Raw genomic sequence first — 25,233 nt, forward strand, 5'->3', positions numbered from 1 at the left:
TCCTGACGGCGCGGGACCAGGTTAACCCAAATCCAGTGTAAAATCAGCCGTTAAAATATCGCCGCGACGATGGGTCGCGATAACGACGGCCGATCGGGGCAGCGCCGCGCGCAGATTGCGCAGCACTTCTGCGGCGGTTTGCGCGTCCAGCCCCTCGGTCGGCTCGTCGAGTAGCAAAAGCGCGGGGCGGCGCAAAACGGCACGGGCGAGGGCAAGGCGGCGGCGCTCTCCGCCCGACAGCCCCTTGCCGCCGTCCCCCAGAACGAGATCGAGCCCGCCACGCAGATGATCGAGCCGGCAGATGCGCAGGGCTTCCGTCATCGCGGCATCATCCGCATCCGGCTTTGCCAGCGCCAGATTGTCGCGCAGGCTGCCCCCGATGACCGCGGGACGCTGCAAAACCAGCGTCACGGCGGCGCGCAGGGCATCTTCGGGCCAAATCGCGGGGGCAAGCCCGCCCAAAGTGATTGCCGGCTGCCCTTCGTCTTCGGGCAGAACGCCCGCGATCCGCGCCAGAAGCGTGGACTTCCCGATCCCGCTCGGCCCGGAAACCGCAAGCATCTGGCCCGCCCCAAGCCGCAACCCGCCGAACGCCAAGGGCAGGGCTGACGCCGGCAGGCCCGTATCGGGCGGCCCCGCCTGCGGCGCGGGCTCGAGCACCACGGCCACGCGGGTCGCCGCATCGCGGATACGGCCGTAATCGGCGACCGCGCGCCGCAAAGGGGCCGTGACCTCTCCCAAAGCAATCGCAAGGAAAAACCCCATCGCCGCCAGCGACTGGTCGAAAGCGCCTAGCGAGACCGCAAGGCTGCCAAGCCCCAAAGCCCCCGCCGCCGCCGCACCGCGCGTCAGATCAAGTGCAAGGCCGGTCGCACGCTCGATCCGGTCCATCGCGGCGGTCAGGGCGCGGGCGCGGGCCTCGGCCTCCTCGATGCAGAGGCGGGCATGGGCAAGGCGGCCGTAAACCGCCAGATCATCGCGCGCCGCGACCAGATCCAGCGCCGCCGTACGAAAGGCCTGCTCCGCCGCGACCTGTCGCGCCGCCAGCCGTCCCGCGCGCGGCAAGGCCCACAGCGCCGCCGCGGCCGCCCCGATCACATGCGCCCCGCAGATCCACAGCGCGAATTCCCAATTCGTCAGCCACAAGAGCAAAACTGCGGCGCAAGCCAGCGCCGCCGCTCCCGCAATCACGGGCTGGACAAGACGCAGGGGCAGCCCGTCCAGCACCTCGGTATCCGAGACCACCCGCGCCAGCGCCGGCCCGCGCCGCAAACCTGCAAGCCCGCGCCAATCCGCTCGGGCCAAGCCGGAAAGCACATGGCTTCTCAACCGCACGATGCCGCGGAGCGTCGCATCATGACCGAACCAGCGCTCGCCGTAACGCGCGGCGGTCCGCAGGATAGCAAGCCCGCGCACGGCGGCTCCGGGGCGGAAGACGTCGAACCGCGCCCCGAGCCCCGCCAGACCGGCAGCGGCGGCGGCCGTAATGAACCAGCCCGAAAGCGCCAGAAGTCCCGCGCCCGCAATCAGGACCAGCGCCGCGAGCACAAAGGCCCGCCGCATCCCCGCACCCTGCGCCATGATGCGCCAGACCTGCGCCAGCGGCGATCGTGAGATGCGCCTAATCATGCCGCCCTCCGATCTCGATCCGCCGCCCCATCAAAGCGGCCAGTGCGGGATCATGGGTCGCGATGATCAGCCCCCGCCCCTTCCGATGCGCGGCGACCAGCCCCGAGCCGACCTGAGCCGCCGTTTGCGCATCCAGATCGGCGGTCGGCTCGTCGGCAAGAATGATCCGCGCGCCGCCATGAAGCGCGCGCGCCAAGGTCAGCCGCCGCGCCTCGCCACCCGAAACGCCGGAACCGTTCTCGCCCAGATGCTGCGCCAAGCCTCGCGGCAGAGCCGCCACCAGCGGCGCGGCGGCCGACGCAGCCAAGGCCCCCGCCAGATCGCCCCCGCGCCCCATGCGCAGATTGTCCTCGAGGCTCGCATCCAGAAAATGCGGCACCTGCGGCATCCAGCCCAAAGCCGCGCGCCAATGATCGGCGAGCGCGCCGTCAAGCGGATGCCCGTCGAGCGTGATCTCGCCCTGATCCGGCCGCTCGAGCCCCGCAATCAACCGCAACAGCGTGGTCTTGCCCGCCCCGCTCGGCCCGCAAAGCGCAACGCTTTCATGCGGCGCGATTTCGAGATCGGGGTAAAGGATCCCGTGCCGCATCACGCCGCGCAAAGCCAGAACGCCCGTGAGCGGAGCCATGCACGCCCCAGTCCCCAGGATCTCGCCCGAAGCCGCGCCGGTCCGCGCGTCTTCCTCAAGCCCGAGCGCCAAAGCGTCGGCCGCGGCCCGTGCATGCCAAACCGTCGCCAAATCACGCAGCGGCTGGAAGAACTCGGGCGCAAGGAGCAGCAGGAACAACCCCTGCTCCGGCGTCATCGGCGCGCCCCACATGCCGAAGCCGATCACGCCCAGCAACGAAAACCCGCAATAGATCGCCAGCATCGCGACCCCGATCGCCGCAAAGAGCTCGAGCACGGTCGAGGACAGGAAGGCGATCCCCAAAACCCGCATCGTCCGCTGGCGCAATCGCCCCGCCGCCGCATCGAAACCCGCGACCAGAACCGCACGCGTCCCCAGCAGCCGGATATCGGGCAAAGCCGCAACCCGCTCGGCCAGCTCGGAACTCATCGTGCCCATCTCGTGCAGTTGCGCGCGCGAGACCCGCTCGGCGGCCTGCCCGATCAGGGCCATGAAAACGGGGATCACCGGTCCGGTCACCAGCAAAACCAGACCCGCCACCCAGGAAACCGAAAAAGCCGCCGCGACAATCGCCAAAGGCAGCACACGCACCCGCATCTCGACCGTGAGAAAGCGGGCCGCAAAGGGCCGCAGCATCTCGAGCTGATCGCCGATCAAGGAGGCGAACCCGCCGGCAGACGGCAGACGGGCTTGCCGGTGAGCGCGCGCGAGAACCTCGCCGCGAACCCGCCCCAAAGCGGCCAAAGCCAGATCCTGCGCCCGCGCATCGGCCAGATGGGTCAAAGCCGCCTGCAAGCCCCAAAGTACCGCAAAGCCCGCAATCGGCCACGCGGCAGGCATGTCGCCGCGGATCATCCCCGCCAGAGCCTGCGCCGCGAGCCAGGCCATCGGCAGCCACAAAAGCCCCGCGACAACCGCAAGCCGGGCCGCACGGCGCAGGCCCGCACGCTCGGGCCCGAGCAAATCCACGGCCCGCGTCATTCCGTCCTGCCCGCTTATCCGCCCTGCCACGATCCGCTCCGGCCTGCCTGTCCGCAGCCTAGTCGCGCAAATCCAAAGGGAAAATGCAACAATTCAGCGCAGGCCCGCAAAGCGCCTGCACCTCTCTTTCATGTCGAAATATCCCGGGGGAGCCGCGCTTGCGCGGCGGGGCCAGCGCCCCCCCGTGCAGCCTTCAGCCCTCAGAAGGCCTTGAAGGTCATCGTGGTCAGGGTGCGGTTGATATCGGTGATGTCGAAAAGGTTCTCGGCGAGATAGCGGCCGACATCCTGATCCTCGGGGACATAGACCTTGGCCATCAGATCATATTCGCCCGAGGTCGAGTAAAGCTCGCTCACCACTTCGCGGTCGTAAATCGCATCGGCAACCTCGTAGGTCTTGCCGGGAGTGCAACGGATCTGGACGAAAACGGGACGCATGCCGAGCCTTTCTGCTTCGATGGTGCCAGATTAGCGCGGCTCGCGGGCAATGGTCCAGCCCCGCGCCAATCCGCGCCAAAACCGCGTCATCAGCAAGACCGCCGCGCAGAAAAGCCCCGCCAGCAGCCCGAGCCACAGCCCGCCCGCGCCCCAACCGGCGCGGAAAGCGAGGAACCAGCCCGTCGGCAGGCCGACAACCCAATAGCTGATCACCGCCATGACCATCGGCACCCGCGTGTCCTGCACGCCCCTCAGCATGCCCAGCGCGATGACCTGCATTCCGTCGGCCAGCTGGAACATCGCGGCATAGATCATCAGCCCGCCCACCAGCGCGATGATCGTGGGGGTCAGCGGATCGCCCGCATCGAGATAAAGCGCCGCGATCTGGCGCGAGAGCGTCAGGAAAATCGTGATCGTCACCGCGGCAAAGAGGATCGAGAGCACAATGGCCGCAACCCCGGAATCGCGCATTCCCGAACGATCCTCCTGCCCCGCGAAAGTGCCGACGCGGATCGTCACCGCATTCGAGAGGCCGAGATGGATCATGAAAGCGATCGAGGCCAGCTGCAACGCGATCCCGTGCGCGGCCAGATAATGCGAGCCGAGCCACCCCATCATGACGTTGGTCCCGACAAACATCCCCGATTCCGCCACCAGCGTCAGCCCCACCGGCAGGCCCAGAAGACCGATGGTGCGGAACGCCGCCCAATCGGGATGCCACATCCGGCGCAGCAGGTTGAAGGGCCGCGCCTCGCGCAGGGTGATCGCGCAGACCACCATCAGGACCAGCTGGAAGATATTGACGACAAGGCTCGCGATGGCCGAACCGGCGACACCCAGCTCGGGCGCGCCGAGATTGCCGAAAATCAGCATCCAGTTCAGCAGCATGTTGAGCGGAATCCCCGCCATCGTGATCAGCAAAACGATGTTCGCCCGCCCCAGCGCCGCCAGAAACGAGTTCAGCGTCAGCCCCCAAAGCGCCGGCGCCATCGCCCAGCACATGATGCGCAGATACTCCTGCGCATAGGCTGCGATCTCGGGCTTCTGCCCGAGCTTGAGCAGGATCGCCCCCGAGAACCACATCAGCGGCAGCACGATCACCGAATGCACCGCCGAAAGCCAAAGCGCCATGCGGGTCGCGCGCCGCACCTCGGTCTGGTCGCCCCGCGCCTTGGCGGTCGCGATCACCCCCATCACCCCGATCCCGTAACCCGAGCCGAGCATGAACAGAATGAAGAAGAACGAGGTCGCCAGAACCACCGCCGCCAGAGGATCGACGCCGTACCAACCGACCATGACCGTATCGGTCACCCCGATCGCCTGACGTGCGAGATGCGAGCCGGTAAGCGGCAGGGCCAATCCGAGAGTGGCGACAAGATGCGGGACATAGCGGAATATCGACATGAGCAAGGCTTAGCCCCGCCCGCAGCTTCCGGCAAGCCGCGCCACGCGGGACCGCAACTGTCTGAAAACTTCCGGTCAAAAGGGCAACAGGGCGGGCGTGGCGACAGGGACAGGCCCGCCCGCATTGCCGCCTGATCACCTCCGCTGCACAGCGGGCAGGCCGGTCCCATGAGGCATCGGCCGATCCGCATGCCGCATCAAGGTGCGGACGCCCCGCCTCAGGGCCGGATTTCGACCTCGGTGCCGATGCGGGTCATGGCGAAGATGTCTTCGATCTCGTGGTCGTCGATCGCGATACAGCCCTCGGTCCAGTCGCCCTTGACGCGAAAGCCCTGTGCGATCTCGTTGGGCTGGCCGTGGATCATGATGTCGCCGCCCGGATCGACGCCCGCTTTGCGCGCGGCCTCGCGGTGCTTCATTTGCGGATAATCCAGCCCGAGCGAGAGGTGAAAGCGGCTCTTGTCGTTCAGCCGGTCGACCTTGAAGACCCCCTCTGGCGTACGGCCGTCGCCCTGACGGGTCTTGGTGCCCTCGGGGGTGCGGCCCAAAGCGATGCGGTAGGTCATCGCGGGGCCCTCTTTCTGATAGACCGTCATGCGCCGCGCCCCCTTCTCGATCAGGATGCGCTCGACCGGCGAGACCAGCGCGGGCAAGGCCGCCGTCGGCGCGCCGCGTGCGGGAGCGTAGCCCTCGCCCGCATCGGGCAGTTCGGGCGCGGCACTCTCGATCCCGAAGCCCGGCCTTGCCGTGGCTGCGGGCGCGGTCGTGGCCGTCGGCGCGGCGGGCCGTCCGTCGGGAAGCGGCAGATCCTTTTGCCAGACCAGCCATGCCGCGCCGAACAGGAAGGCGATGGCAAGAAGCGAAAAGAGCTTTGCGAGACGACGCATCTTTGAACCCGTTATCTGGTTAACACGCTTGGAACGCACCTGCCGCGCCACCTGTTTGAGGTTTGCGGCGCGGCAGGCGTCACGGGTTTTACGTCCCGCTCGCGGTTTTATTCCCGCCTTTTCCGGCCCGCGTTACTGCAGGTCGGAAAAAGCCGCCTGCAGACGCTTGACCGCCTCGACGACATTGGCGCGGGTCGTGGCAAGGTTGAAGCGCATGAAATGCGCGCCGCCCTGCCCGAAAGTGCCGCCGTGATTGGCCGCGATCCCAGCATCCTTCGCGATGCGCGCGGCAATCTCGGCCGGCTCCATGCCGGTGCCCGAGAAATCGACCCAAGCGAGATAGGTCGCCTGCAGGGGCATCGAGCGCAGACCTTTGATCGCGGAGATCCCCTCGTCGAAAATCCGGCGGTTGCCGTCGAGATACTCGACCAGAGCATCAACCCATTGCGCACCCTCGGGCGAATAGGCGGCCGCGACCATATTGGGGCCGAACAACCCCGGCGAGATGCCGCCCGCCGCAAGTTTCGCCGCGAGCTTGGCGCGCAAAGCGGGGTCCGAAACGATCATGTTGCCGATATGGGCACCGGCGATGTTGAAGGTCTTGGTGGCCGAGGTCAGCGTGACCAGCCGGTCCGCCAGATCGGGGGCGGCCTTTGCCGTCACGACATGGCGCTCGCTTTCGGGCATGACGAGATCGTGGTGGATTTCGTCCGAGACGAGGATGAGGTCGTTCTTCTTGCAGAAATCCGCGATCTCGCGCAGTTCGCGCGCGCTCCAGACGCGGCCGCCGGGATTGTGGGGCGAACACAGGACCAGCATCTTCTCGTTGCCGTCGAGCAGCTCCTGCCAGTTCAGCCAGTCGAGATGGTAAAGCCCGCCGCGCTCGGCCAGCGGCAATTCGACGACTTCGCGGCCTGCGGCTCGGATGACGCGGGCGAAAGCGTGGTAGACCGGCGTCATGATGATCACGCCGTCACCGGGGTTGGTGAAGGCATCGACACAGATCGCGGTCCCGTTGACCAGACCATGCACGCTCATGATCCAGTCGCGCTCGACCGTCCAGCCGTGGCGGTTGTCCATCCACCAGCGAATCGCATCGAGATAGGCCGTGTGCTCGCCCGGATAGCCGTAGACGCCATGGGCGGCCATGGCCTCGACCGCCTTCTGGACGGCCTGCGGCGGACGGAAGTCCATATCCGCGACCCACATCGAGATTCCGTCCTGCGGATCAACGCCGTAAATCGCCTCCATATCGTCCCATTTCGAGCAAATCGTGCCGACACGGTCGATCGCCTCGTCAAAGTTCGCTACGGTTTTTCCGGCCGGCTTGGCGCTGGAGGAAGGGCTGTTTGTGGTCATCGTCATCTCCTGAACGTGCGGCGCCACAATAGCGGCTTGTTGCGCCCATCCAACCCTTCGCCTAAATGGGTGGGATGTCGCTCAGAAATATTCTCATCCATCCCGATCCGCGCCTCAAAAAGACGTGTGAGCCGATTGCCCGCATTACGCCCGAGATCGAAACGCTCGCGGCGGATATGCTGGCGACCATGTATGATGCCCCGGGCGTCGGACTTGCGGCACCGCAGGTCGGCGTGCTGTCGCGGCTTTACGTCATGGATTGCAACAAGGATCCCGAGGCCGAGCCCGAGCCGATCGTCATGATCAACCCCGAGATCACCTGGCGGTCCGAAGCGCTCAATGTCTACGAGGAAGGCTGCCTCTCGATCCCCGACCAATATGCCGAAGTGACCCGCCCCGCCGAAGTCCGCGTCGCGTGGCTGGGTCTGGACGGCAAGGCCCACGAGCGCGAGTTCGACGGGCTTTGGGCGACATGCGCGCAGCACGAGATCGACCACCTCGACGGCAAATTGTTCATCGACTACCTCAGCGCGATGAAGCGCCAGATGATCACGCGCAAAATGGTCAAGCTCAAGCGCGAGACCGCGCGGGGCTGAACCTGCACGGATCGTGCCGCGGGCCCTTGTCGCGGCGGCGATCTTGCCTTGCGCCCGCTGCGGATCCGGCCCTGGGCCAAGACATTCCGCCCCGCCCGCGCCTTAGCGGACAGGGCCGCGCCGCAAGGGCGCGAAGACGACACCGAACCCGCAGAGTTTTCCAGCCACAGGCAGGCGCATGACCATTCGTCCCTTCATCCCCTATACCGATCCGCGCCTTCACCGTGCGGTCGAGCCGGTCGAGACGATCACCGAGACCATCCGCATGGTCTGGGACGACATGATCGACACGATGGATGCCATGCCGGGGGTGGGCCTTGCCGCACCGCAGATCGGGATCATGATGCGTCTGGCGGTGGTCGATGCCTCGGACAAGCGCGGTCAGGCGATCCGCATGGCCAATCCCGAAGTCCTTCACGCCAGCGGCCAGATGCGCGCCCATGACGAGGCGAGCCCGAATCTTCCCGGCGTCTTTGCCCGTATCGAGCGGCCCCGCGCCGTCACGGTGCGTTTCCTCAATGCCGACGGCGAGATCGAGGACCGCGATTTCGTCGGTCTTTGGGCCACCAGCGTCCAGCACCAGATCGACCATCTCGACGGCAAGCTTTATGTCGACCACCTCTCGCCTTTGCGCCGCAAGATGCTGGTCGCGAAATCGGCGAAATTCGCGAAACGCTGAAACCCCGGGTTGGTTGAACCCGCAAGGCATCAGGTATTTGGATCAGAGCGAGGACAAGCGATGCGCGTGATTTTCATGGGAACGCCGGATTTCTCGGTTGCGGCCCTGCGGGCGATCGCCGCCGAGCACGAGGTCGTCGCGGTCTATAGCCAGCCGCCGCGCGCTGCCGGTCGCGGGCAAAAGCCGCGCCCCTCGGCGGTGCAGAAAGCTGCCGAGGAACTGGGTCTGCCGGTGCGCCATCCCGAGCGGCTGAAATCGCCCGAAGATCAGGCCGGTTTCGCGGCGCTGAACGCCGATGTCGCGGTAGTGGTGGCCTACGGGCTGATCCTGCCGCAGGTCATCTTGGACGCGCCGCGTCTGGGCTGTCTCAATATCCACGCATCGCTTTTGCCGCGTTGGCGCGGGGCCGCGCCGATCCATCGCGCGATCCTGTCGGGCGACACGGAAACCGGCGTCGCGATCATGCAGATGGAGGCGGGTCTCGATACCGGCCCCGTTCTGGCCGAGGCGCGCACCCCGATCGGGGCCGAGGAAACCACCGCTGATCTGCACGACCGGCTCTCGCAGATGGGGGCCGTGCTGATCGCCTCGGTTCTGGCACGTCTGGCGCAAGGCGAACAGCTTGCGCCCGCCGTGCAGGCCGAAGACGGCGTGACCTATGCCGCCAAGATCGACAAGGCCGAAGCGCGCATCGACTGGTCGCGCCCCGCCGTCGAGGTCGACCGCCAGATCCGCGGCCTCTCGCCCTTTCCCGGCGCATGGACCACGATCGCGGGCGAGCGGGTCAAGCTCTTGCGCTCGCGTCTCGCCGAAGGGCAAGGCAAGGCCGGCACGGTTCTGGGCGGCTTCACCATCGCTTGCGGCGAAGGCGCGGTCGAGGTCCTGCAGGCCCAGCGCGAGGGCAAACGCCCGATGCCCGCCGACGAGGTCCTGCGCGGCCTGTCATTACCGGACTGCTTGGTTTAATCGCGGAACCCGTGTTAGCATCCACGACTTAAGCCATTGTCTTCATTTCAGAGGCTAGGTGTGAGCATGGAAAATCCTGCATTGGGAACTGGACTACAGCCGGCGCTTCGGGCGCTTTCGGAGTATTGGTGGGTTCTGCTGATCCGCGGGATTGCCGCCGTTATTTTCGGCGTCATCGCCCTCGCATGGCCGGGTTTGACCGCCTATGCGCTGCTGCTGACCTTCGGCATTTACGCCATCGTCGACGGCGTCTTCGCGATCTTCACCGGCTTTCGCCGCAAATCGGACGACGATCGGTGGTGGAGCTGGCTCGTCGAGGGGGTGCTCTCGATCATCATCGGCCTCATGGCGCTGTTCTGGACCGAGAGCACCGCGCTTGCACTGGTGATCTGGATCGCGGCCTGGGCCATGGTTGCAGGCGTCATGCGCATCATCGCGGCCATCCGTCTGCGCAACGAGATCGAGGGTGAATGGGCGCTGGGTCTGAGCGGGCTTTTGATGGTGCTTTGGGGTCTCGCCCTTGCCGTCATGCCGGCCGCCGGCATCCTGAGCCTGACCTGGCTCTTCGGGCTGTTCGCCATCGTGATCGGCGTGGTGATGATCCTTCTCGCCTTCCGCGTCAAAGGCTACAAGGCGGCCTGAACGCATCCGTTTCGCGCGTTCGTCCTGTGCGCCCTAAGTCCCGCGGGGCTTGGCGCGCAGGGTCGGATCCGCCTCGCGCGGGTCCTCCGGCCAGGGGTGGCGCGGATAGCGGCCGCGCATATCGCGGCGGACATCGCCATAGCCCCCCGTCCAGAACCCCGGCAGATCGGTCGTGACCGCGATCGGCTTGCCCCCCGGCGAGAGCATGGTGATCCGCAGGGGACGCACCCCCGCCATCGGGTGGCGGGTCACGCCGAACAGCTCTTGCAGGCGCAGCTCGATACTCGGGGTTTCATGGTCGTAATCGATCGGCACCTTGCGTCCGAGCGGGGTGGTGAAATGCGCGGGCACGGCCTCGTCCAGCCTGCGCTGCCCCTCCCAGCCAATGCGCGCCTTAAGCGCTTCGGTCAGATCGAGGCCGCGAAGCGCGGCGAGGCTGCGGCTATTGCCCAGATAGGGCAAAAGCCAATCGTCATCGGCCAGAAGTGTTGCATCGTCGACCGGACCGAGCTCCGGCAATAGCGCGATTCTTGCCCGCATGCGCGCGGCGGCGGGCGTCCATGACAGGCCGTTCTGGCGCAGCCCGTCGAGCGCGGCCCGCGCCAGCGCCTCGGGCGAGGGTTGGTCGAGCGCGCGGTCGGTGAGGACCAGAGCCCCGAGCCGCTCTTGCGCGCGGGCAAGGATGCGCCCCTCGCGTTTCGACCATTCCACGCTTTCGACCATCGTGATGCGATCCGCGAAAAGCGCGCGCAGATCGGCCTCGTCGACGGGGGCCGCCATGCGGATGCGGGTCTCGCGCATGTCGCCGTCCAGATCGCTCGCGACGATCAGGCGGTTCTGGCCCAAGACCTCGCCATCGTTGAAATAGGCCCCCTTGCCGCCCGACAGGATGTAGCGCGGCTGATCGCCCTTGCGGCGCAGGCCGATGCGGTCGGGATAGGCCAGCGCGGCCATTGCACCTGCCGACAACGATCCTGCCGAAAGCCCGCCTGCAGAACCTTGGGCGGAACCTTTTGCGGGCGCCATCGCGCGCAGGCGGCGGGCCTCTTCGCGGATGCGCGCGATCACGGCGCGGTTGACCTCGTGGGGGTAGCGGTCGGCGAAAGCCTTGGCATCGCGGATCGCGGCAAGGCGCAGGCCCAGATCGGCGGGTGCGCCCTTGAGCGGGTCGCGCTCGGCCAGAAGCGCCGCCAGATCGGCGGCATCGCGACCGGCGCGCAGAAGCATGTGGCCAAGCCGCGGATGCAGCGGAATCGCCGCCAAGGCCCGTCCGTGGCTGGTGATGCGCCCCGCCGCATCCAGAGCGCCAAGCTCGTGCAAAAGCGCGCGGGCCTCGGTCAGGCCAGCTTCGGGCGGGGGCGTCAGAAAGGCCAGATCGCTGCCGTCCGAGCCCCAAAGCGCCAGTTCGAGCGCGAGGCCAGAAAGATCGGCCACGGCAATTTCCGGCGGGGCGAAGGCCGGTAGCGCGCCCTCTTCGGCGCGTGCCCACAGACGATAGCAAATCCCCTCCGCGACGCGGCCCGCGCGGCCTCGACGCTGCTCGGCCTCGGCACGGCTGACGCGCTCTGTCACCAGCCGCGACATGCCGGAGGCGGGATCGAACCGTGCCCTGCGCGCGCGTCCGGCATCCACCACCACCGTCACCCCCGGAATGGTCAGCGAGGTTTCCGCGATCGAAGTCGCGAGCACGATGCGCCGCTTGCCCTGCGCCGGAGCCAAAGCCGCACGCTGCGCCTTGAAGTCCATCGCACCGTAAAGCGCGACGATCTCGGCAGGAAGATCGCCGAGCAGTGCGGCGACGCGGTGGATCTCTCCCTCGCCGGGCAGAAAGGCCAAAATCGTGCCGCCGATCCCCTCGCGGGTCGCGGCCTCGGCCTCGGTGATCAGGCGGGCGGCCTCGGGGACGAGGCGGGCGGCGGCGGGCAAGGGGCGATCAAGCCAGCGCGTCTCGACCGGAAAGGCGCGCCCTTCCGAGCGGATGACCGGCGCGTCGTCGAGCATTGCCGCTACCGGCTCCGCATCCAGCGTCGCCGACATCACCAGCACGGCCAGATCGGGGCGCAATGCGGCGCGCGCCTCCCAGACGAGGGCGAGGCCGAGATCGGCATTGAGGCTGCGCTCGTGGAATTCGTCGAAGATCACGCAGCCGATCCCGTCCAGCGAAGGATCAGACTGCAACATTCGGGTCAGAATGCCCTCGGTCACGACCTCGATACGCGCGCCGCGCAGGGATTCGCCGCGGATGCGGTAGCCGACGCTTTCGCCCAAAGCCTCGCCCAATTGCTCGGCCAGCCGTTCGGCCGCGGCGCGGGCGGCAAGGCGGCGCGGTTCGAGCATGAGGATACGCCCCGCGACCTGCCCCATCAGCGCCAACGGCACCCGTGTGGTCTTGCCCGCCCCCGGAGGCGCGACAAGGACGGCGCGGCCCTCTGCGGCAATCGCGGCGCAAAGTTCGGGGGTGACGGCATCAATGGGAAAGCTCTGGCTCATGCCCTCCTTATCGCAAAGCCCGCGCGCGGCGGAAAGCGCTACCGAACGGGGCATTCCCGCGAAAATACGGTTGTGGCGGAGGGCGAGCGGAACGGATGGGTGCGGCAGAGGGCGCGCGGGATTGGACGGGGCGCGCATCGGCCTTGCCGGCGATGAGGAGGGAAACGCCCGCCAGAGCGGCTGCAAGGGCCGTTCGGCCGATCCCTCCCCCCTCACGGCATATCCCCCGCCTTGGCGCACCACAATGGCGTGACGCAGGCGCTAAATCTTTGCTCCGCCAGAACCATCTGTCGCGCACCGCGTTCTGTGGTTAAGTTGTTGGCAAGAAACAGCGGAGAGGGTGCAATGGGCATTGCCGATGATCTGATGCAGGGCTTGGGCCTCAGCGATCCCGTCCTGCGGATCGGCGTCACCGGTCTGTCGCGGGCGGGCAAGACGGTCTTCATCACCTCGCTGGTCGCCAATCTGCTCGATCGCGGCCGGATGCCGGGCCTGCGCGCGGCCTCGGACGGGACGATCAAGGCGGCCTGGCTGCAACCCCAGCCCGACGACACCATTCCGCGCTTCGACTTCGAGCGCCACCTCGCCGACATGACCGGCGCAGACCCCCATTGGCCCGAAGGCACGCGCCATGTCAGCGAGATGCGGCTGTCGCTGCGCCTCCAGCCGCGCGGCCTGATTGCGGGGATGCGCGGGCAGCAGAACCTGCATCTCGATATCATCGATTATCCGGGCGAATGGCTGCTGGATCTGCGGCTGATGGACAAGAGCTTTGCCGACTGGTCGGCGGAGGTGCTCGATCGGATGGTCGGACGCCCGCGCGACAGCGACTATTTCGCGCTGGTTGCCGCCCATAACCCCGCGCAAAACGGGGCCGAGACCTTTTCCGAAGAGATCGCCCAACGCCTCGCTACCGGCTATACCGACCAGCTGCGCGCCGCGCGGGCGGCGGGCTGGTCCGATTGCACGCCGGGGCGCCTCCTCATGCCCGGAGAGATGGCCGGATCGCCCGCGCTCACATTCGCACCCTTGCCGCGCGACTTCGAGGGCAGCGCGCTTTACCGCGAATTCGCGCGCCGCTACGGGGCTTACAAGACACGGGTGGTGCAGCCCTTCTTCCGCGACCATTTCGCGCGGATCGACCGGCAGGTCGTCTTGATGGATGTCCTCGGCGCGATCCATGCAGGCCCCCCCGCGGTCGAGGACATGCGCCGCACCATGGCCGACATTCTCTCGGCCTTCCGCCCCGGCCGCGCGGGTTGGCTCTCGCAGCTTTTGGGCACGCGCCGCGTCGAGCGCATCCTTTTCGCCGCGACCAAGGCCGACCATCTCCACCATATCCAGCATCCGCGCCTGACCAATATCGTCTCGGCCATGCTGCGCGAGGCCCGCGACCGCGCCGACTTCGCGGGTGCCCGAACCGAGGCCATGTCGATCGCCGCCCTGCGCTGCACCACCGAAGACATCATCACGCAGGATGGCGAAGAGCTTCCGGCGGTGCGGGGTCGCCTGATGGACGGCCGTCAGGCGAGCTTTTACCCCGGCGAGCTGCCGCTCAATCCCGCCGAGATCCTCAATCCCGCCATGCAGGGCGCGAGCGACTGGCTCGACGGCGATTATGCGGTCATGGATCTCGCGCCCGCGCCCAATACCTTGCGGCCGGGCGACGGGCCGCCCCATATCCGTCTGGACCGCGCGGCGGAATTCCTGATCGGCGACCGGATCTGAGAGGGCAGCACCATGAGCGACGAGACACCCAAACGCCGCGGCCCCGTCATGATCGAGGTCGAGCCCGCGCCGCCGCAGGCCCCGAAAGCCGCGGCTTTGCGCCACCATGACGCGGAAAGCCCCGCCGCAATCCGGCCCGAATCCGCCGCAACCGGCGATGATTCCGGCAATGGCTTCGGTGACAATTTCGGCGACGACCGCCACCGCCGCCCGCCCCGCCCCGAAGGCGCCCCGCTCGAGACCCAGCCCTCGCCCGCCGATGCGCCGCTGATCGATGACGGCGGCTATGGCCAGCCGCAACCGCGCACCATGCGCCTCGTCTCGCGCATCATCGGCGGCAGACCCTCGCGGCTGACGCGGTTCTTCATCAATACGGGTGCGGCGCTTTTCACCTTCCTGCTCTCGGTTGCGGCGATGCGCTTCATCTCGAACCTGCTGGTCAGCTATCCGCTGCTCGGCTGGATCGGCGTCGCGCTTTTCGCGCTTTTCGCGATTGCCGCGCTCTTGATGGCATGGCGCGAGTACCGCGCATGGCACCGTTTCGCCAAGATCGACCAGATCAACCGCGAGGCGGTGTCGGCGCTCGAAACCGGCGATCTGGTGGCCGCGAAAAAGGTCACGGACCAGCTGGCCACGCTTTACGCGGGGCGTCCCGAACTGCAGGGCGGACGCGCCTATCTGGCCGAGCGCAGGAACGAGACCTTCGATGCCGAAAGCCTGCTCGCCTTGGCCGAGACCCAGCTTCTGGCCGATCTCGACCAGCAGGCCCGCCGCGAGATCGAGGCCGCCGCCCGCACCGTGGCCGCCGCAACCGCGCTGATCCCGCTGGCTTTGGCCGATGTCATCGCGGCACTGGCCGCCAATCTGCGCATGATCCGCCGCATGGCCGAAATCTACGGCGGTCGCGCCGGCGCGGTCGGCGGCTGGCGGCTGGCGAAAACCGTCATGGCCCATCTGGTGGCGACAGGCGCGGTCGCGGCGGGCGATGATCTGATCCATACGGTTGCGGGCGGCGGGCTTTTGGCCAAGGTCAGCAAGCGCTTCGGCGAGGGCGTCGTCAACGGCGCGCTGACCGCCCGCGTCGGCATTGCCGCGATGGAGGTCTGCCGGCCCCTGCCCTTCATCCACCAGCGCCGCCCCCGCGTCGGCAATCTGATCACGCGCGGCCTCAAAGGGCTTTTCGGCGAGGACGAACAGGCCCCGACCCGCGCCCGCCGCCCCGATGAATGAGGCGATCCGGCCGAACAGCCCCCGCCCGTCCGCGACGGCAGTTGCGGTCTGGTGCCCCGTCACGCCCGTCTGCCCTCCGGCCCCTGTTCCGGTGCGGGGCACAAGACGTGTCGCAAGCCCAGGCACAGCAACCCTCGCGGCACGGGCCGCCTCTCTGTCCAAAGGGGCGCGCGGCGGTTAGGATGGATCGGTCATGATCCGCTTTCCCTTCTCGAACCGCCAAGGCAGGCCGCGCAAGGCCCACGCCGCGCGTGATCCTCGCGCCCTTTCGCTGCCGGTCTTTGCGCTCGCGGGGGTGCTGGCGCTTGGCGCGGGGCTGCGCGACCGGCTGGATGACTGGGTCGCGCGCACCCAACTGCCCCTTCTCGAAGTCCCCGTTGGCACCGAGGTCCTTGCCCGCGACGGCGCGCTTTTGCGGGCCTTTCAGGTTGCGGACGGACGCTGGCGGCTTGCTCCGGGTCCGGTCGACCCCCTGCTGATCGCCATGCTGACGACATGGGAGGACCGCCGCTTCGCCGAGCATAACGGCGTCGATCCGGTGGCGCTTTTGCGCGCGGCGAGGCAATCGCTCAGGCACGGGCGGGTGGTCTCGGGTGCCTCGACCCTGACCATGCAGGTGGCGCGGCTGCTCGAGGAAGGTCCGACCGGCGAATGGCAGGGCAAGATCCGCCAGATGCGGCTCGCGCTCGCGCTTGAGCGCAACCTGAGCAAGGACGAAATCCTCGACCTCTACCTGCGCCTCGCCCCCTATGGCGCCAATGTCGAAGGGGTGCGCGCCGCCTCGCTGCTCTGGTTCGGCAAAGAGGCGCATCGCCTCACCCCCGCCGAGGCCGCGCTGCTCGTGGCTTTGCCGCAATCGCCCGAACGCCGCCGCCCCGACCGCCACCCGCAGGCCGCCAAAACCGCGCGCGACCGCGTTTTGGCCCGCGCCGCCGAGGCGGGGCTGATCTCGGAGGCCGATGCACGGGCCGCGATGGCCGAGCCGGTCCCGACCCGACGCCGCGCCTTTCCCGCCGTCGCGCCGCTTCTGGCGGACCGGCTTGCGCGCAGCCATCCCGGCGCGACGCGGATCGGGACGACGATCGATCTGCGCCTGCAACGCCGCGCCGAAAGCCTGATCGAGCGGGCCTCGAAGGCGCAGGGGCATCGGGTCTCGGCAGCGCTGGTTCTGGCCGACCACCGCAACGGCGAGATTCTGGCCGAGGTCGGCGCGGCCGAATGGGCGGCAGGCCCGTCCTCGGGCTTCATCGACATGACGCAGGCCGTGCGCTCGCCCGGATCGACCCTCAAGCCCTTCGTCTACGGGCTGGCCTTTGACGACGGTATCGCCCATCCCGAAACCCTGATCGAGGATCGCCCGACGGCTTTCGGCCATTGGCAGCCGCAGAATTTCGACAACAAGTTCCGCGGCACGGTCTCGATGCGGCAGGCGCTGATCTGGTCGCTGAACATTCCCGTGGTCAAGCTTGCCGAAGTCACCGGCCCCACCCGCATCGCCCAGACCCTGGCGCGGGGCGGCATCAACCTGCGGCTCTCGGGCGGGGCGGCACCGGGGCTTGCGGTCACGCTTGGCGGCGCGGGCGTCACGCTCGAGGAACTGGCGAACGGCTATGCCGCTTTGGCGCGGGGCGGCACGGGGATCACCCTCTCGCCGCTGCCCGGTGGCGCAGAGCCGCGCGAAACCGCGATGTTCGGCCCCGTCGCCGCCTGGCAGGTCGGCCATATCATGGCGCAGGCCCTGCCCCCGACCGGCCGTCCTTCGGGACGGATCGCGTGGAAAACCGGCACCTCCTACGGCAACCGCGACGCGCTCGCGGTGGGTTATAACGGCGGCTATGTCGTGGCGGTCTGGATGGGGCGGCCGGACGGCACGCCCGTCCCCGGCGCTTTCGGGGGCGATCTCGCAGCGCCGCTTCTGTTCGATGTTTTCGACATCCTGCCCGATATCGCGCTGCCGCCGCCGCCGCCCCAAACGCTGACGGTCCCGAATGCGGCGCTACCGCTGCCGCTGCGCCGCTTTGCCCCCGCCGGAGAGGCCAGCGCCGTCGCCGCCCGTCCCGCGGCACCCGACAGCCTGCGCCTGACCTTTCCGCCGGACGGGGCGGAAATGGACGCCAAAAGCCCGCTGACCGCCAAAGCCCGCGGTGGCCGCGCGCCCTATACATTCCTCGTGAACGGTGCGCCGGTCGCGATCGCCCAGCCCCAACCCAGCGCCGAGATCCCCAATCCGGGCCCCGGCTTTGCCCGCATGACGGTCATCGATGCCGACGGAACATCCGCCTCTGCCTCGATCCGGCTACATTAGTCGATCAAATTGCGGCCATCGGCACCAATTAACCTTTCCTTCGCCAATTTTCCTTACATATTTAAGACATGCTGCGCATCGACGATCATATCGCAATCCAGGAATGGGAGCTCTCCGAGCAATTCACCCGGTCTCAGGGACCGGGCGGCCAGAACGTGAACAAGGTCGAGACCGCGGTCGAACTCCGCTTCGAGGCGGAGCGCTCGCCCGGCCTGACCCCCGCCGTGAAAACCCGCCTGCGCCGTCTGGCCGGCAGGCGCTGGACGGTGGATGGCGCAATCGTCATTCTGGCACAGGAAACGCGCTCGCAACTGCGTAACCGTGAACTGGCACGCGAAAGACTGGCGGAGCTGATCCGCGAGGCCCTCGTCGCGCCCAAGCGCCGGATCGCCACGCGCCCGACGCTCGGCAGCCAAAAGCGCAGGCTGGCGGGCAAGACCCAGCGCGGACAGGTGAAAACCCTGCGCGGACGTGTCTCGGACAGCGAGGCCGCCGAATGATGGATCTTTTCCGCGAGAAGCTCGGCAGGCTTCTCGGACGCCGCCCCGCCGCCCTTCAGGTCGCCGCTTTGTGTCTGCAGCCCGAAACCGGCAAGGTGCTTCTGGTCACCTCGCGCGGGACCGGCCGCTGGATCATTCCCAAAGGCTGGCCGATGGAAGGCCGAAGCCTTGGTCAGGCCGCCGAGCAGGAGGCATGGGAAGAGGCCGGCGTGCGCGGCAAGCTCTCCGACAAGGAATGCGGGCGCTATTATTACGACAAGCAGCAGGATCGCGGTTTCGCCATTCCGGTCGAAGTCCGCGTTTTCGCCATCGAAGTCGAAAAGCTGCGCGAGAAATTCCCCGAAAGCGAAGAGCGCGAGCGGGCATGGTTCACCCCTGCCGAAGCGGCCGAGCGCGTCGACGAATCCGGTCTCAAGACCTTGCTGCGCAGTCTTCCCGCCTATGAAGGGGTGAGATAGCCGCACGGAATGGCCAATTCGAACAATGACTTCCGCATCCTCGACAAGGATCTGAGCCGCGTTTCCAATGCCGAAAGCGCAAGCGTCCAGCTTGGCCAATCCATGATCCGGCTGGGGATTGCGGTGCTGTTCATCGCCTTGGCCGCCCTGATTTCCTTTGGTGCTTTCGGCGGCCACCCCGGCCTCGGCATCATCGTGGCGGGAGTCGCGGTCTCGGCCTATCTGGCACTGTCGATCGGTGCCAACGACGTCTCGAACTCGCTGGGGCCTGCGGTGGGGGCGGGGGCGATCGGCATGACCTCGGGGCTGGTGCTGGTGGGCGTTATGCAGGTCGCGGGCGCGGTTTTCGCGGGAGGCGAGGTCACCAACCGGCTTGGCGACGGCATCGTCATCCCGATGATCCACGGCGAGACCTCGGGGCGGATGATGCTGGCCGCACTTTTGGCGGCCGCGACATGGATCAGCCTTGCAACCTGGGCCTCGGCGCCGGTCAGTACAACCCATTCCATCGTCGGCGCCATCGCGGGCGCGGGGATCACGCTTTACGGCTGGCAGGCGGTGAACTGGCCCAGCATGGCGATGATCGCGACCGGATGGGTGCTCTCGCCGCTGCTGTCGGGGCTGATCGCCGCGCTGTTGCTCGCCTTTTTCCGCAAGCGGATCTACGAGCAGCAGGACCGCCAAAAGGCCGCGCGGCGCTGGTTGCCCTGGCTGATCGGCATGCTCGGCGTGCTGTTCACGCTCAATCTTTTCAAGCTGGCGCTGGGTTTCGCGGCTTTGCCCTCGATGCTTGCCGCGCTTGGTGTCGGCGCGCTTGGCTGGTGGTATGCAGGCACCGCCATTGACCGCCAGTTCGCGCGAGAGCAATCGCCGCGCGCCGCGATGAAGGCGATTTTCGCTTTGCCGCTGGTGATTTCGGCGCTGGCCATGGGCTTTGCGCATGGCTCGAACGATGCGGCCAATGTCATTGCGCCGCTCTCGGCGGTGCTGTTGGCGAGCGACGGGCCGGTCGACAGCATTGCGGCCTGGTCGCCTTTGCTGGCCGGTCTGGGGATCGCGGGCGGCGCCATGCTGTTCGGTCGCAGGCTGGTCCATATGGTCGGCAGCCGGATCACGCGGCTGAACGCCAGCAGGGCCTTTTGCGTTTCGGTCGCGACCGCGGCCACGGTGATCGGCGCGTCGAGCATCGGTCTGCCGGTCTCGACCACCCATGTCGCGGTCGGGGGCGTCTTCGGCGTGGGCTTTTACCGCGAATGGGAGGACCGGCGCGCCCAACGCGACCGCGCCCCCCTCCCCGACGAGGAACACAAGCGCCGCCATCTCGTGCGCCGCTCGCATATGCGCACGATCTTCGGCGCCTGGCTGGTCACGGTGCCCGCCTCGGCGCTACTGGCTGCGGGTTGTGCGTGGCTGATCGCCTGAGAGGGCGTCAGGCGCGCGACTGGCCAGCCTCTTGTGCGGCCTCTCCGGCGGCGCGGGTCTGATCGAGCGTCGCGCCGGTCGTGAGCGCCTGAGGGTCAAGCCGCAGCTCGATCACCGCCAAAGTCCCCGCGGCCTGCGCCCGCGCGAAAGCGCCCGCGAAATCCGCGCCGCTTTCGACCCTCTCGCCATAGCCGCCATAGGCCCGCGCCAGAGCCGCGAAATCGGGATTGACCAGATCCGTGCCCGAGACCCGTCCGGGATAGGTCTTCTCCTGATGCATGCGGATCGTGCCGTAGCGCCCGTTATTGGCCACGATCACGATCACCGCCGCGCCATATTGCGCCGCCGTCGACAGCTCGTTCACCGTCATCTGAAGGCAGCCGTCCCCCGCAAGGCATACGACGGTGCGGTCGGGATGCTCGATCTTGGCGGAAATCGCGGCGGGCAGGCCGTAGCCCATCGACCCCGAGGTCGGCGCAAGCTGCGTCCCGAAGCGGCGGAAGCGGTAATAGCGGTGCAGGAAGGCCGCGTAATTGCCCGCGCCATTGGTCAGGATCGCGTCTGCGGGAAGGTTGGCGGAAAGCCAGCCCACGACCTCTTCCATGCGGACCGCGCCGGGAGTGGGTTTGGGCTGCTGCCATGCCTCGTAAGCGGCACGGAGCCCTTTGGTCCAGTCGCGCCAAGCGGCATTTTCGGGCGGCGCGGGGCGCTCGGCCAAGGCGGCGATCACGCGGCGCGGATCGGCGGCAAGCCCCGGATCGGGCTGCCAGAGACGGCCCAATTCGTCGGGAGAAGGATGGATATGGATCACACGCTTGTCGGGACGCGCGGGATTCATCAGCTCGTAGCCGCGCGTCAGCGTATCGCCCAGCCGCGAGCCGAGCGACAGGATGCAATCGGATTGCTGCAGTGCCTCGCCCAAGGCGGGGTTCATTCCCACGCCAAGGTCGCCCGCATATTCGGGACGGGCATTGTCGAAATGGCCCTGACGACGAAAGGAGACCGAGACCGGAAGACCCCAAGCCGACGCAAACCGCGCCAGATCATCGGCCGCCTGCTGTGACCACAGCGTGCCGCCCGCGATGACCAGCGGGCGCTTGGCGCTTGCCAAGGCTTCAAGGATCGCGGTGACAGCCTCGGGCGCGACGGCATCAAGGCGGGGGCGCGCGGCAGGCAGGTCGGCGACTTCGGCGCGGGCAGACAGCATGTCTTCGGGCAGCGCCAGAACCACAGGGCCGGGGCGGCCCGACATGGCGATCTGGAAGGCGCGGCTCAGATATTCGGGGATGCGCGCGGTCTGGTCGATCTCGGCCACCCATTTCGCGAGTCCCCCGAAAACCGCGCGGTAATTCACCTCCTGAAATGCATCGCGGTCACGGTCGGCGCGCGCGATTTGACCCACGAACAGGATCATCGGGGTCGAATCCTGCATGGCGACATGGATGCCCGCGCTGGCATTCGTGGCGCCCGGCCCGCGGGTCACAAAGGCTATGCCGGGGGTCGTGGTCAGCTTGCCGTAAGCCTCGGCCATCATCGCGGCGCCGCCTTCGTGACGACAGACGATGTTCTCGATCCCCGATTCGTAGAGCCCGTCGAGCACCGCCAGAAAGCTCTCGCCCGGAACCGAGAACACCCGCTTCACGCGATTGGCCTTGAGCGCCTCGACCAGAATTTGCCCGCCGTGCCGCATTCCGCATCCTCCACCCGTGACCTGCGCCGCCATCCTGCGCGCCATATCTTGTGTCCCATGCTGTGCGAGGCATGGCGCGACGGCAAGCCCGCCTGTCGCCGCGCCGCTTTCCCCCCTTCGCGGTCGGGGCAAATGCGCCACGGCAGCGCACGCGCTTTGCGGGGCGGCTTTACAGAAGCGGGCGCGATCACTATCTCGCTTTCATGGCCACGAAATCAGACCCCAATTACAAGATCATCGCCGAGAACCGCCGCGCCCGCTTCGATTACTTCATCGAAAGCGATCTCGAGGTCGGCATCATCCTGACCGGCTCCGAGGTGAAAAGCCTGCGGACGGGGCAGTCGAATATCGCCGAAAGCTATGCCTCGGTCGAACAGGGCGAATTGTGGCTGATCAACGCCTATATCGCGGCCTATAAACAGGCTGGCGTCTTCGGGCACGAAGAGCGCCGCCGCCGCAAACTGCTGGTCTCGCGCAAGGAATTGTCGCGGCTTTGGCAGTCGATCGGCCGCGAGGGCATGACGCTGATTCCTCTGGTCATGTATTTCAACGACCGCGGCATCGTGAAGCTGAAGATCGGCATCGCCAAGGGCAAGAAGAACCACGACAAGCGCGAAACCGACGCCAAACGCGATTGGGGACGCCAGAAACAGCGCCTTCTGAAACAAGGCAGTTCAGACTAAGCGAAGCATTGCAGCGCCGCCCCTTGCCGGTTACATCGTGCAAGGCTTGTTTTGCGGGGGGAATGCGCATGTCCGACGATCCGAAGACGCTGGTCTCGACCGAATGGTTGGCCGCTCATCTGAACGACCCTGATTTGCGCGTCATCGACGCCAGCTGGCATCTTGATCCGGCGCGCAATGCGCAGGCCGAATATCAGGCCGCCCATATCCCCGGCGCGCGCTTTTTCGACCTCGACGAGATCTCGGACCACCGCAGCCTCCTGCCGCATATGGCGCCGCCGGTCGAGAAATTCGTCAGCCGCATGCGTGCCATGGGCATCGGTGACGGCCATCAGGTCGTGATCTACGACAACTCGCCCCTCCATAGCGCCGCGCGCGTCTGGTGGACCTTCCGCCTGATGGGCAAGACCGACGTCGCGGTGCTCGACGGCGGTTTCGCGAAGTGGCAGGCCGAGGGCCGTCCGGTCGAGGACATGCCTCCGATCCTGCGTGACCGCCACATGACCGTCCAGCGTCAGGCCGCTTTGGTGCGCGACGTGACGCAGGTTGCCGCGGCCTCGAAGCTGGGCGATCACGAGATCATCGACGCCCGCGCCGCCGAGCGTTTCCGCGGCGAGGTTGCCGAGCCGCGCCCCGGTCTGCGCTCGGGCCATATCCCCGGTGCCAAGAACCTGCCCTTCGGCCAGCTTTACGAAAAAGACGGCACGATGAAATCCGTGGCCGATCTGACCGCCGCGTTCGAAGCCGCCGGTGTCGATCTGTCCAAGCCCGCGATCACGACCTGCGGCTCGGGCGTGACGGCGGCGACGCTGTTTCTGGCGCTCGAGCGCATCGGGCACCGCAACCATTCGCTTTACGACGGAAGCTGGGCCGAATGGGGCAGTTTTCCCGACCTTAAAATCGCAACCGGAGACGCGTGATGCTGTCGAATCTGACCCCCCAAGATCCCGATAAAATTCTGGCCCTGATGGGCGAGTTCAAGGCCGATCCCCGACAGGGCAAAATCGACCTTGGCGTGGGCGTCTACAAGGATCCGACCGGCCACACGCCGATCATGCGCGCCGTCAAGGCCGCCGAGGCCCGCCTGCTCGAGACCGAGACCTCGAAAAGCTACACCGTTCTGGCAGGCGAGCCCGCATATCGCGAGGCAATGGCCAAGATGATCCTCGCGGATCTCTACAAGCCCGAGCTGACCGCGACTCTGGCCACGGTCGGCGGCACCGGCGCCTTGCGTCAGGGCTTCGAGCTTGCCCGCATGGGCAGCCCCGAGATGCGCGTTTTCTATTCGGACCCGACCTGGCCGAACCACCTGTCGATCCTGAAATGGATGGGCGTCGAGACGATCCCCTACCGCTATTTCGACAATGCCTCGCGCGGGGTCGATTTCGAGGGCATGAAGGCCGATCTGGCGCAGGCCAAAGCGGGCGATGTCGTCTTGCTGCACGGCTGCTGCCACAACCCGACCGGCGCGAACCTGACCGTCGCGCAGTGGAAGGAAATCGCCGCCGTCATCGCCAAAACCGGCGCGACGCCGATGATCGATCTGGCCTATCAGGGCTTCGGCGACGGTCTGGAAGAAGATGCGCAGGGCACCCGCATCATCGTGGAAAGCTTCCCCGAAGTGCTGATCGCGGCGTCCTGCAGCAAGAACTTCGGCATCTACCGCGAGCGTTCGGGCGTGCTGATCGCGATTGCGACCGACACCAAATCGCGTGACCTGACGCAGGGCGCGATGGCTTTCCTCAACCGCCAGACCTTCTCCTTCCCGCCCGATCACGGCGCGCGCATCGTCACGACCATCCTGTCGGATGCGGAACTTGCCGCCGACTGGAAAGCCGAGCTGGAAGAAGTCCGCAACGGGATGCTGCGCATCCGCGCCAATCTGGCCTCCGAGCTGCGTGCCCTCTCGGGCTCGAACCGTTTCGACTTTGTCGAGCAGCACCGCGGCATGTTCTCGCGTCTGGGTGCCTCTCCCGAGCAGGTCAAGAAGATCAAGGATGATTTCGCGATCTATCTCGTCGGTGATTCGCGCCTCAATATCGCGGGTCTGAACGACGAGAGCGTGCCGATCCTCGCCCGCGCCATCATCGAAGCCGGCGTCTGATTTCCAGCCGGTCAGAACAGAAAAGGCCCGCATCGCGCGGGCCTTTTTCATTGCGGCAAGGGGCGGGCGAGCGGTTTAGCGGCGCGCCAGCTTGCGTTCGATATAGTCGCGCAGCTCTTCGATCTCGGCGCGGCTTTCGCGCAGCCCGTCCATCGCCGAGCGGAGTTCGCTCGAGGTATGGGACAGGCGTGCGGTCAGATCGGCCTCGCGGTTTTCCAGATCGAGAATGGCGCGGTCGCGGGCCTGTTCGGCATCATGGAGCTTTTGCGAGAGTTTCTCGACCTCGTCCATTTCCGACGGCGCGACGCGGCTGAAGCGGCTGAGCAGGGCATTCACCAGCCAGCCCAACAGGAAGACCGCAAACAGGATGATGGCGGTCGCAATGATGAATTCGGTACGGTTCATGATGCTCGTC

Annotated in this window: 22 protein-coding genes; 13 read left to right on the plus strand and 9 right to left on the minus strand. The window is 67.1% G+C overall.

The features are described from left to right. Positions 1 to 21: 21 nt before the first annotated feature. The 6 genes from ACFFUC_RS00530 to ACFFUC_RS00555 form a co-directional block, all read right to left on the minus strand. Entirely contained in the window at positions 22 to 1,629 is a 1,608-nt protein-coding gene (locus ACFFUC_RS00530; RefSeq protein ID WP_377682542.1) for an amino acid ABC transporter ATP-binding/permease protein, read from the minus strand. Beyond that, positions 1,622 to 3,238: an ABC transporter ATP-binding protein/permease gene (locus ACFFUC_RS00535; protein ID WP_377682543.1), complete on the minus strand. Its 1,617-nt coding sequence runs from the start codon at positions 3,236 to 3,238 to the stop codon at positions 1,622 to 1,624. Before ACFFUC_RS00535 ends, ACFFUC_RS00530 begins: the two co-directional genes overlap by 8 nt. Before the next feature lie 200 nt (positions 3,239 to 3,438). Continuing rightward, positions 3,439 to 3,675 carry an Lrp/AsnC family transcriptional regulator gene (locus ACFFUC_RS00540; RefSeq protein WP_377682545.1) on the minus strand — a complete coding sequence of 79 codons (237 nt, stop codon included), beginning with the start codon at positions 3,673 to 3,675 and terminating at the stop codon, positions 3,439 to 3,441. A 30-nt stretch (positions 3,676 to 3,705) separates the two neighbouring features. Next, positions 3,706 to 5,079 carry an MATE family efflux transporter gene (locus ACFFUC_RS00545; RefSeq protein ID WP_377682547.1) on the minus strand — a complete coding sequence of 458 codons (1,374 nt, stop codon included), beginning with the start codon at positions 5,077 to 5,079 and terminating at the stop codon, positions 3,706 to 3,708. Between the two features lie 218 nt (positions 5,080 to 5,297). Next, a complete protein-coding gene (locus ACFFUC_RS00550; protein ID WP_377682548.1) occupies positions 5,298 to 5,966 on the minus strand; it encodes a L,D-transpeptidase family protein in 669 nt (222 codons plus the stop codon). 132 nt (positions 5,967 to 6,098) lie between these two features. Then, positions 6,099 to 7,325, minus strand: coding sequence for a MalY/PatB family protein (locus ACFFUC_RS00555; protein ID WP_377682549.1), 1,227 nt, complete (start codon positions 7,323 to 7,325; stop codon positions 6,099 to 6,101). A 74-nt stretch (positions 7,326 to 7,399) separates the two neighbouring features. On the opposite strand from ACFFUC_RS00555, the gene def (ACFFUC_RS00560) reads away from it, so the two are divergent. The 4 genes from def (ACFFUC_RS00560) to ACFFUC_RS00575 all read left to right on the plus strand — a co-directional run bounded on the left by def (ACFFUC_RS00560) (position 7,400) and on the right by ACFFUC_RS00575 (position 10,208). Next, positions 7,400 to 7,921: a peptide deformylase gene (def, locus tag ACFFUC_RS00560; protein WP_377682551.1), complete on the plus strand. Its 522-nt coding sequence runs from the start codon at positions 7,400 to 7,402 to the stop codon at positions 7,919 to 7,921. Positions 7,922 to 8,099: 178 nt separating this feature from the next. After that, positions 8,100 to 8,600, plus strand: coding sequence for a peptide deformylase (def, locus tag ACFFUC_RS00565; RefSeq protein ID WP_377682553.1), 501 nt, complete (start codon positions 8,100 to 8,102; stop codon positions 8,598 to 8,600). Between the two features lie 60 nt (positions 8,601 to 8,660). Next, positions 8,661 to 9,566, plus strand: coding sequence for a methionyl-tRNA formyltransferase (fmt, locus tag ACFFUC_RS00570; RefSeq protein ID WP_377682555.1), 906 nt, complete (start codon positions 8,661 to 8,663; stop codon positions 9,564 to 9,566). A gap of 66 nt (positions 9,567 to 9,632) precedes the next feature. Next, positions 9,633 to 10,208: an HdeD family acid-resistance protein gene (locus tag ACFFUC_RS00575; RefSeq protein ID WP_377682557.1), complete on the plus strand. Its 576-nt coding sequence runs from the start codon at positions 9,633 to 9,635 to the stop codon at positions 10,206 to 10,208. A 33-nt stretch (positions 10,209 to 10,241) separates the two neighbouring features. Here the strand turns inward: ACFFUC_RS00575 and hrpB are convergent, their stop codons facing one another. Further along, the gene (gene hrpB, locus ACFFUC_RS00580; RefSeq protein ID WP_377682559.1) at positions 10,242 to 12,698 is read right to left on the minus strand and encodes an ATP-dependent helicase HrpB; all 2,457 of its coding nucleotides are present in this window, start codon (positions 12,696 to 12,698) and stop codon (positions 10,242 to 10,244) included. Between the two features lie 345 nt (positions 12,699 to 13,043). On the opposite strand from hrpB, the gene ACFFUC_RS00585 reads away from it, so the two are divergent. The 6 genes from ACFFUC_RS00585 to ACFFUC_RS00610 all read left to right on the plus strand — a co-directional run bounded on the left by ACFFUC_RS00585 (position 13,044) and on the right by ACFFUC_RS00610 (position 20,341). Next, positions 13,044 to 14,426 (plus strand): YcjX family GTP-binding protein, encoded by a 1,383-nt coding sequence (locus ACFFUC_RS00585; protein WP_377682561.1) that lies wholly within the window; start codon positions 13,044 to 13,046, stop codon positions 14,424 to 14,426. A gap of 12 nt (positions 14,427 to 14,438) precedes the next feature. After that, positions 14,439 to 15,656, plus strand: a complete 1,218-nt coding sequence (locus tag ACFFUC_RS00590) for a YcjF family protein (protein WP_377682563.1) — start codon at positions 14,439 to 14,441, stop codon at positions 15,654 to 15,656. Between the two features lie 193 nt (positions 15,657 to 15,849). After that, positions 15,850 to 17,961 carry a penicillin-binding protein 1C gene (gene pbpC, locus ACFFUC_RS00595; RefSeq protein ID WP_377682564.1) on the plus strand — a complete coding sequence of 704 codons (2,112 nt, stop codon included), beginning with the start codon at positions 15,850 to 15,852 and terminating at the stop codon, positions 17,959 to 17,961. A gap of 68 nt (positions 17,962 to 18,029) precedes the next feature. Continuing rightward, positions 18,030 to 18,461, plus strand: a complete 432-nt coding sequence (gene arfB, locus ACFFUC_RS00600; protein WP_377682566.1) for an alternative ribosome rescue aminoacyl-tRNA hydrolase ArfB — start codon at positions 18,030 to 18,032, stop codon at positions 18,459 to 18,461. After that, positions 18,458 to 18,919, plus strand: coding sequence for an NUDIX hydrolase (locus ACFFUC_RS00605; protein WP_377682568.1), 462 nt, complete (start codon positions 18,458 to 18,460; stop codon positions 18,917 to 18,919). Before arfB ends, ACFFUC_RS00605 begins: the two co-directional genes overlap by 4 nt. Before the next feature lie 9 nt (positions 18,920 to 18,928). Beyond that, positions 18,929 to 20,341, plus strand: a complete 1,413-nt coding sequence (locus tag ACFFUC_RS00610; protein WP_377682569.1) for an inorganic phosphate transporter — start codon at positions 18,929 to 18,931, stop codon at positions 20,339 to 20,341. 7 nt (positions 20,342 to 20,348) lie between these two features. On the opposite strand, the gene ACFFUC_RS00615 is transcribed toward ACFFUC_RS00610, so the two are convergent. Further along, complete coding sequence (locus tag ACFFUC_RS00615) at positions 20,349 to 22,031, minus strand: thiamine pyrophosphate-binding protein (RefSeq protein ID WP_377682571.1); 1,683 nt, start codon at positions 22,029 to 22,031, stop codon at positions 20,349 to 20,351. Positions 22,032 to 22,234: 203 nt separating this feature from the next. Between ACFFUC_RS00615 and smpB the strand changes: the two genes are divergently transcribed. From smpB to ACFFUC_RS00630, 3 genes are all read left to right on the plus strand, one after another. After that, positions 22,235 to 22,714: an SsrA-binding protein SmpB gene (gene smpB, locus ACFFUC_RS00620; protein WP_377683587.1), complete on the plus strand. Its 480-nt coding sequence runs from the start codon at positions 22,235 to 22,237 to the stop codon at positions 22,712 to 22,714. 68 nt (positions 22,715 to 22,782) lie between these two features. Continuing rightward, on the plus strand, positions 22,783 to 23,634 hold the full coding sequence (gene sseA / locus ACFFUC_RS00625; RefSeq protein ID WP_377682572.1) for a 3-mercaptopyruvate sulfurtransferase: 852 nt from the start codon (positions 22,783 to 22,785) through the stop codon (positions 23,632 to 23,634). Further along, a complete protein-coding gene (locus tag ACFFUC_RS00630; RefSeq protein ID WP_377682573.1) occupies positions 23,634 to 24,818 on the plus strand; it encodes an amino acid aminotransferase in 1,185 nt (394 codons plus the stop codon). Before sseA ends, ACFFUC_RS00630 begins: the two co-directional genes overlap by 1 nt. A 75-nt stretch (positions 24,819 to 24,893) precedes the next feature. On the opposite strand, the gene ACFFUC_RS00635 is transcribed toward ACFFUC_RS00630, so the two are convergent. Continuing rightward, on the minus strand, positions 24,894 to 25,223 hold the full coding sequence (locus ACFFUC_RS00635; RefSeq protein ID WP_377682574.1) for a hypothetical protein: 330 nt from the start codon (positions 25,221 to 25,223) through the stop codon (positions 24,894 to 24,896). Positions 25,224 to 25,233: the final 10 nt, after the last annotated feature.

This window comes from Paracoccus cavernae (genome assembly GCF_042430175.1).
Lineage (GTDB): Bacteria > Pseudomonadota > Alphaproteobacteria > Rhodobacterales > Rhodobacteraceae > Paracoccus > Paracoccus cavernae.

Coding starts and splice junctions, on each gene's coding strand:
- smpB (WP_377683587.1), top strand. CDS start 22,235: ATGGCCACGAAATCAGACCCCAATTACAAGATCATCGCCGAGAACCGC.
- fmt (WP_377682555.1), top strand. CDS start 8,661: ATGCGCGTGATTTTCATGGGAACGCCGGATTTCTCGGTTGCGGCCCTG.
- ACFFUC_RS00550 (WP_377682548.1), bottom strand. CDS start 5,966: ATGCGTCGTCTCGCAAAGCTCTTTTCGCTTCTTGCCATCGCCTTCCTG.
- sseA (WP_377682572.1), top strand. CDS start 22,783: ATGTCCGACGATCCGAAGACGCTGGTCTCGACCGAATGGTTGGCCGCT.
- ACFFUC_RS00530 (WP_377682542.1), bottom strand. CDS start 1,629: ATGATTAGGCGCATCTCACGATCGCCGCTGGCGCAGGTCTGGCGCATC.
- ACFFUC_RS00535 (WP_377682543.1), bottom strand. CDS start 3,238: ATGACGCGGGCCGTGGATTTGCTCGGGCCCGAGCGTGCGGGCCTGCGC.
- arfB (WP_377682566.1), top strand. CDS start 18,030: ATGCTGCGCATCGACGATCATATCGCAATCCAGGAATGGGAGCTCTCC.
- ACFFUC_RS00555 (WP_377682549.1), bottom strand. CDS start 7,325: ATGACCACAAACAGCCCTTCCTCCAGCGCCAAGCCGGCCGGAAAAACC.
- pbpC (WP_377682564.1), top strand. CDS start 15,850: ATGATCCGCTTTCCCTTCTCGAACCGCCAAGGCAGGCCGCGCAAGGCC.
- def (WP_377682553.1), top strand. CDS start 8,100: ATGACCATTCGTCCCTTCATCCCCTATACCGATCCGCGCCTTCACCGT.
- ACFFUC_RS00585 (WP_377682561.1), top strand. CDS start 13,044: ATGGGCATTGCCGATGATCTGATGCAGGGCTTGGGCCTCAGCGATCCC.
- ACFFUC_RS00605 (WP_377682568.1), top strand. CDS start 18,458: ATGATGGATCTTTTCCGCGAGAAGCTCGGCAGGCTTCTCGGACGCCGC.
- ACFFUC_RS00575 (WP_377682557.1), top strand. CDS start 9,633: ATGGAAAATCCTGCATTGGGAACTGGACTACAGCCGGCGCTTCGGGCG.
- ACFFUC_RS00630 (WP_377682573.1), top strand. CDS start 23,634: ATGCTGTCGAATCTGACCCCCCAAGATCCCGATAAAATTCTGGCCCTG.
- ACFFUC_RS00610 (WP_377682569.1), top strand. CDS start 18,929: ATGGCCAATTCGAACAATGACTTCCGCATCCTCGACAAGGATCTGAGC.
- ACFFUC_RS00615 (WP_377682571.1), bottom strand. CDS start 22,031: ATGCGGCACGGCGGGCAAATTCTGGTCGAGGCGCTCAAGGCCAATCGC.
- ACFFUC_RS00545 (WP_377682547.1), bottom strand. CDS start 5,079: ATGTCGATATTCCGCTATGTCCCGCATCTTGTCGCCACTCTCGGATTG.
- ACFFUC_RS00635 (WP_377682574.1), bottom strand. CDS start 25,223: ATGAACCGTACCGAATTCATCATTGCGACCGCCATCATCCTGTTTGCG.
- hrpB (WP_377682559.1), bottom strand. CDS start 12,698: ATGAGCCAGAGCTTTCCCATTGATGCCGTCACCCCCGAACTTTGCGCC.
- def (WP_377682551.1), top strand. CDS start 7,400: ATGTCGCTCAGAAATATTCTCATCCATCCCGATCCGCGCCTCAAAAAG.
- ACFFUC_RS00590 (WP_377682563.1), top strand. CDS start 14,439: ATGAGCGACGAGACACCCAAACGCCGCGGCCCCGTCATGATCGAGGTC.
- ACFFUC_RS00540 (WP_377682545.1), bottom strand. CDS start 3,675: ATGCGTCCCGTTTTCGTCCAGATCCGTTGCACTCCCGGCAAGACCTAC.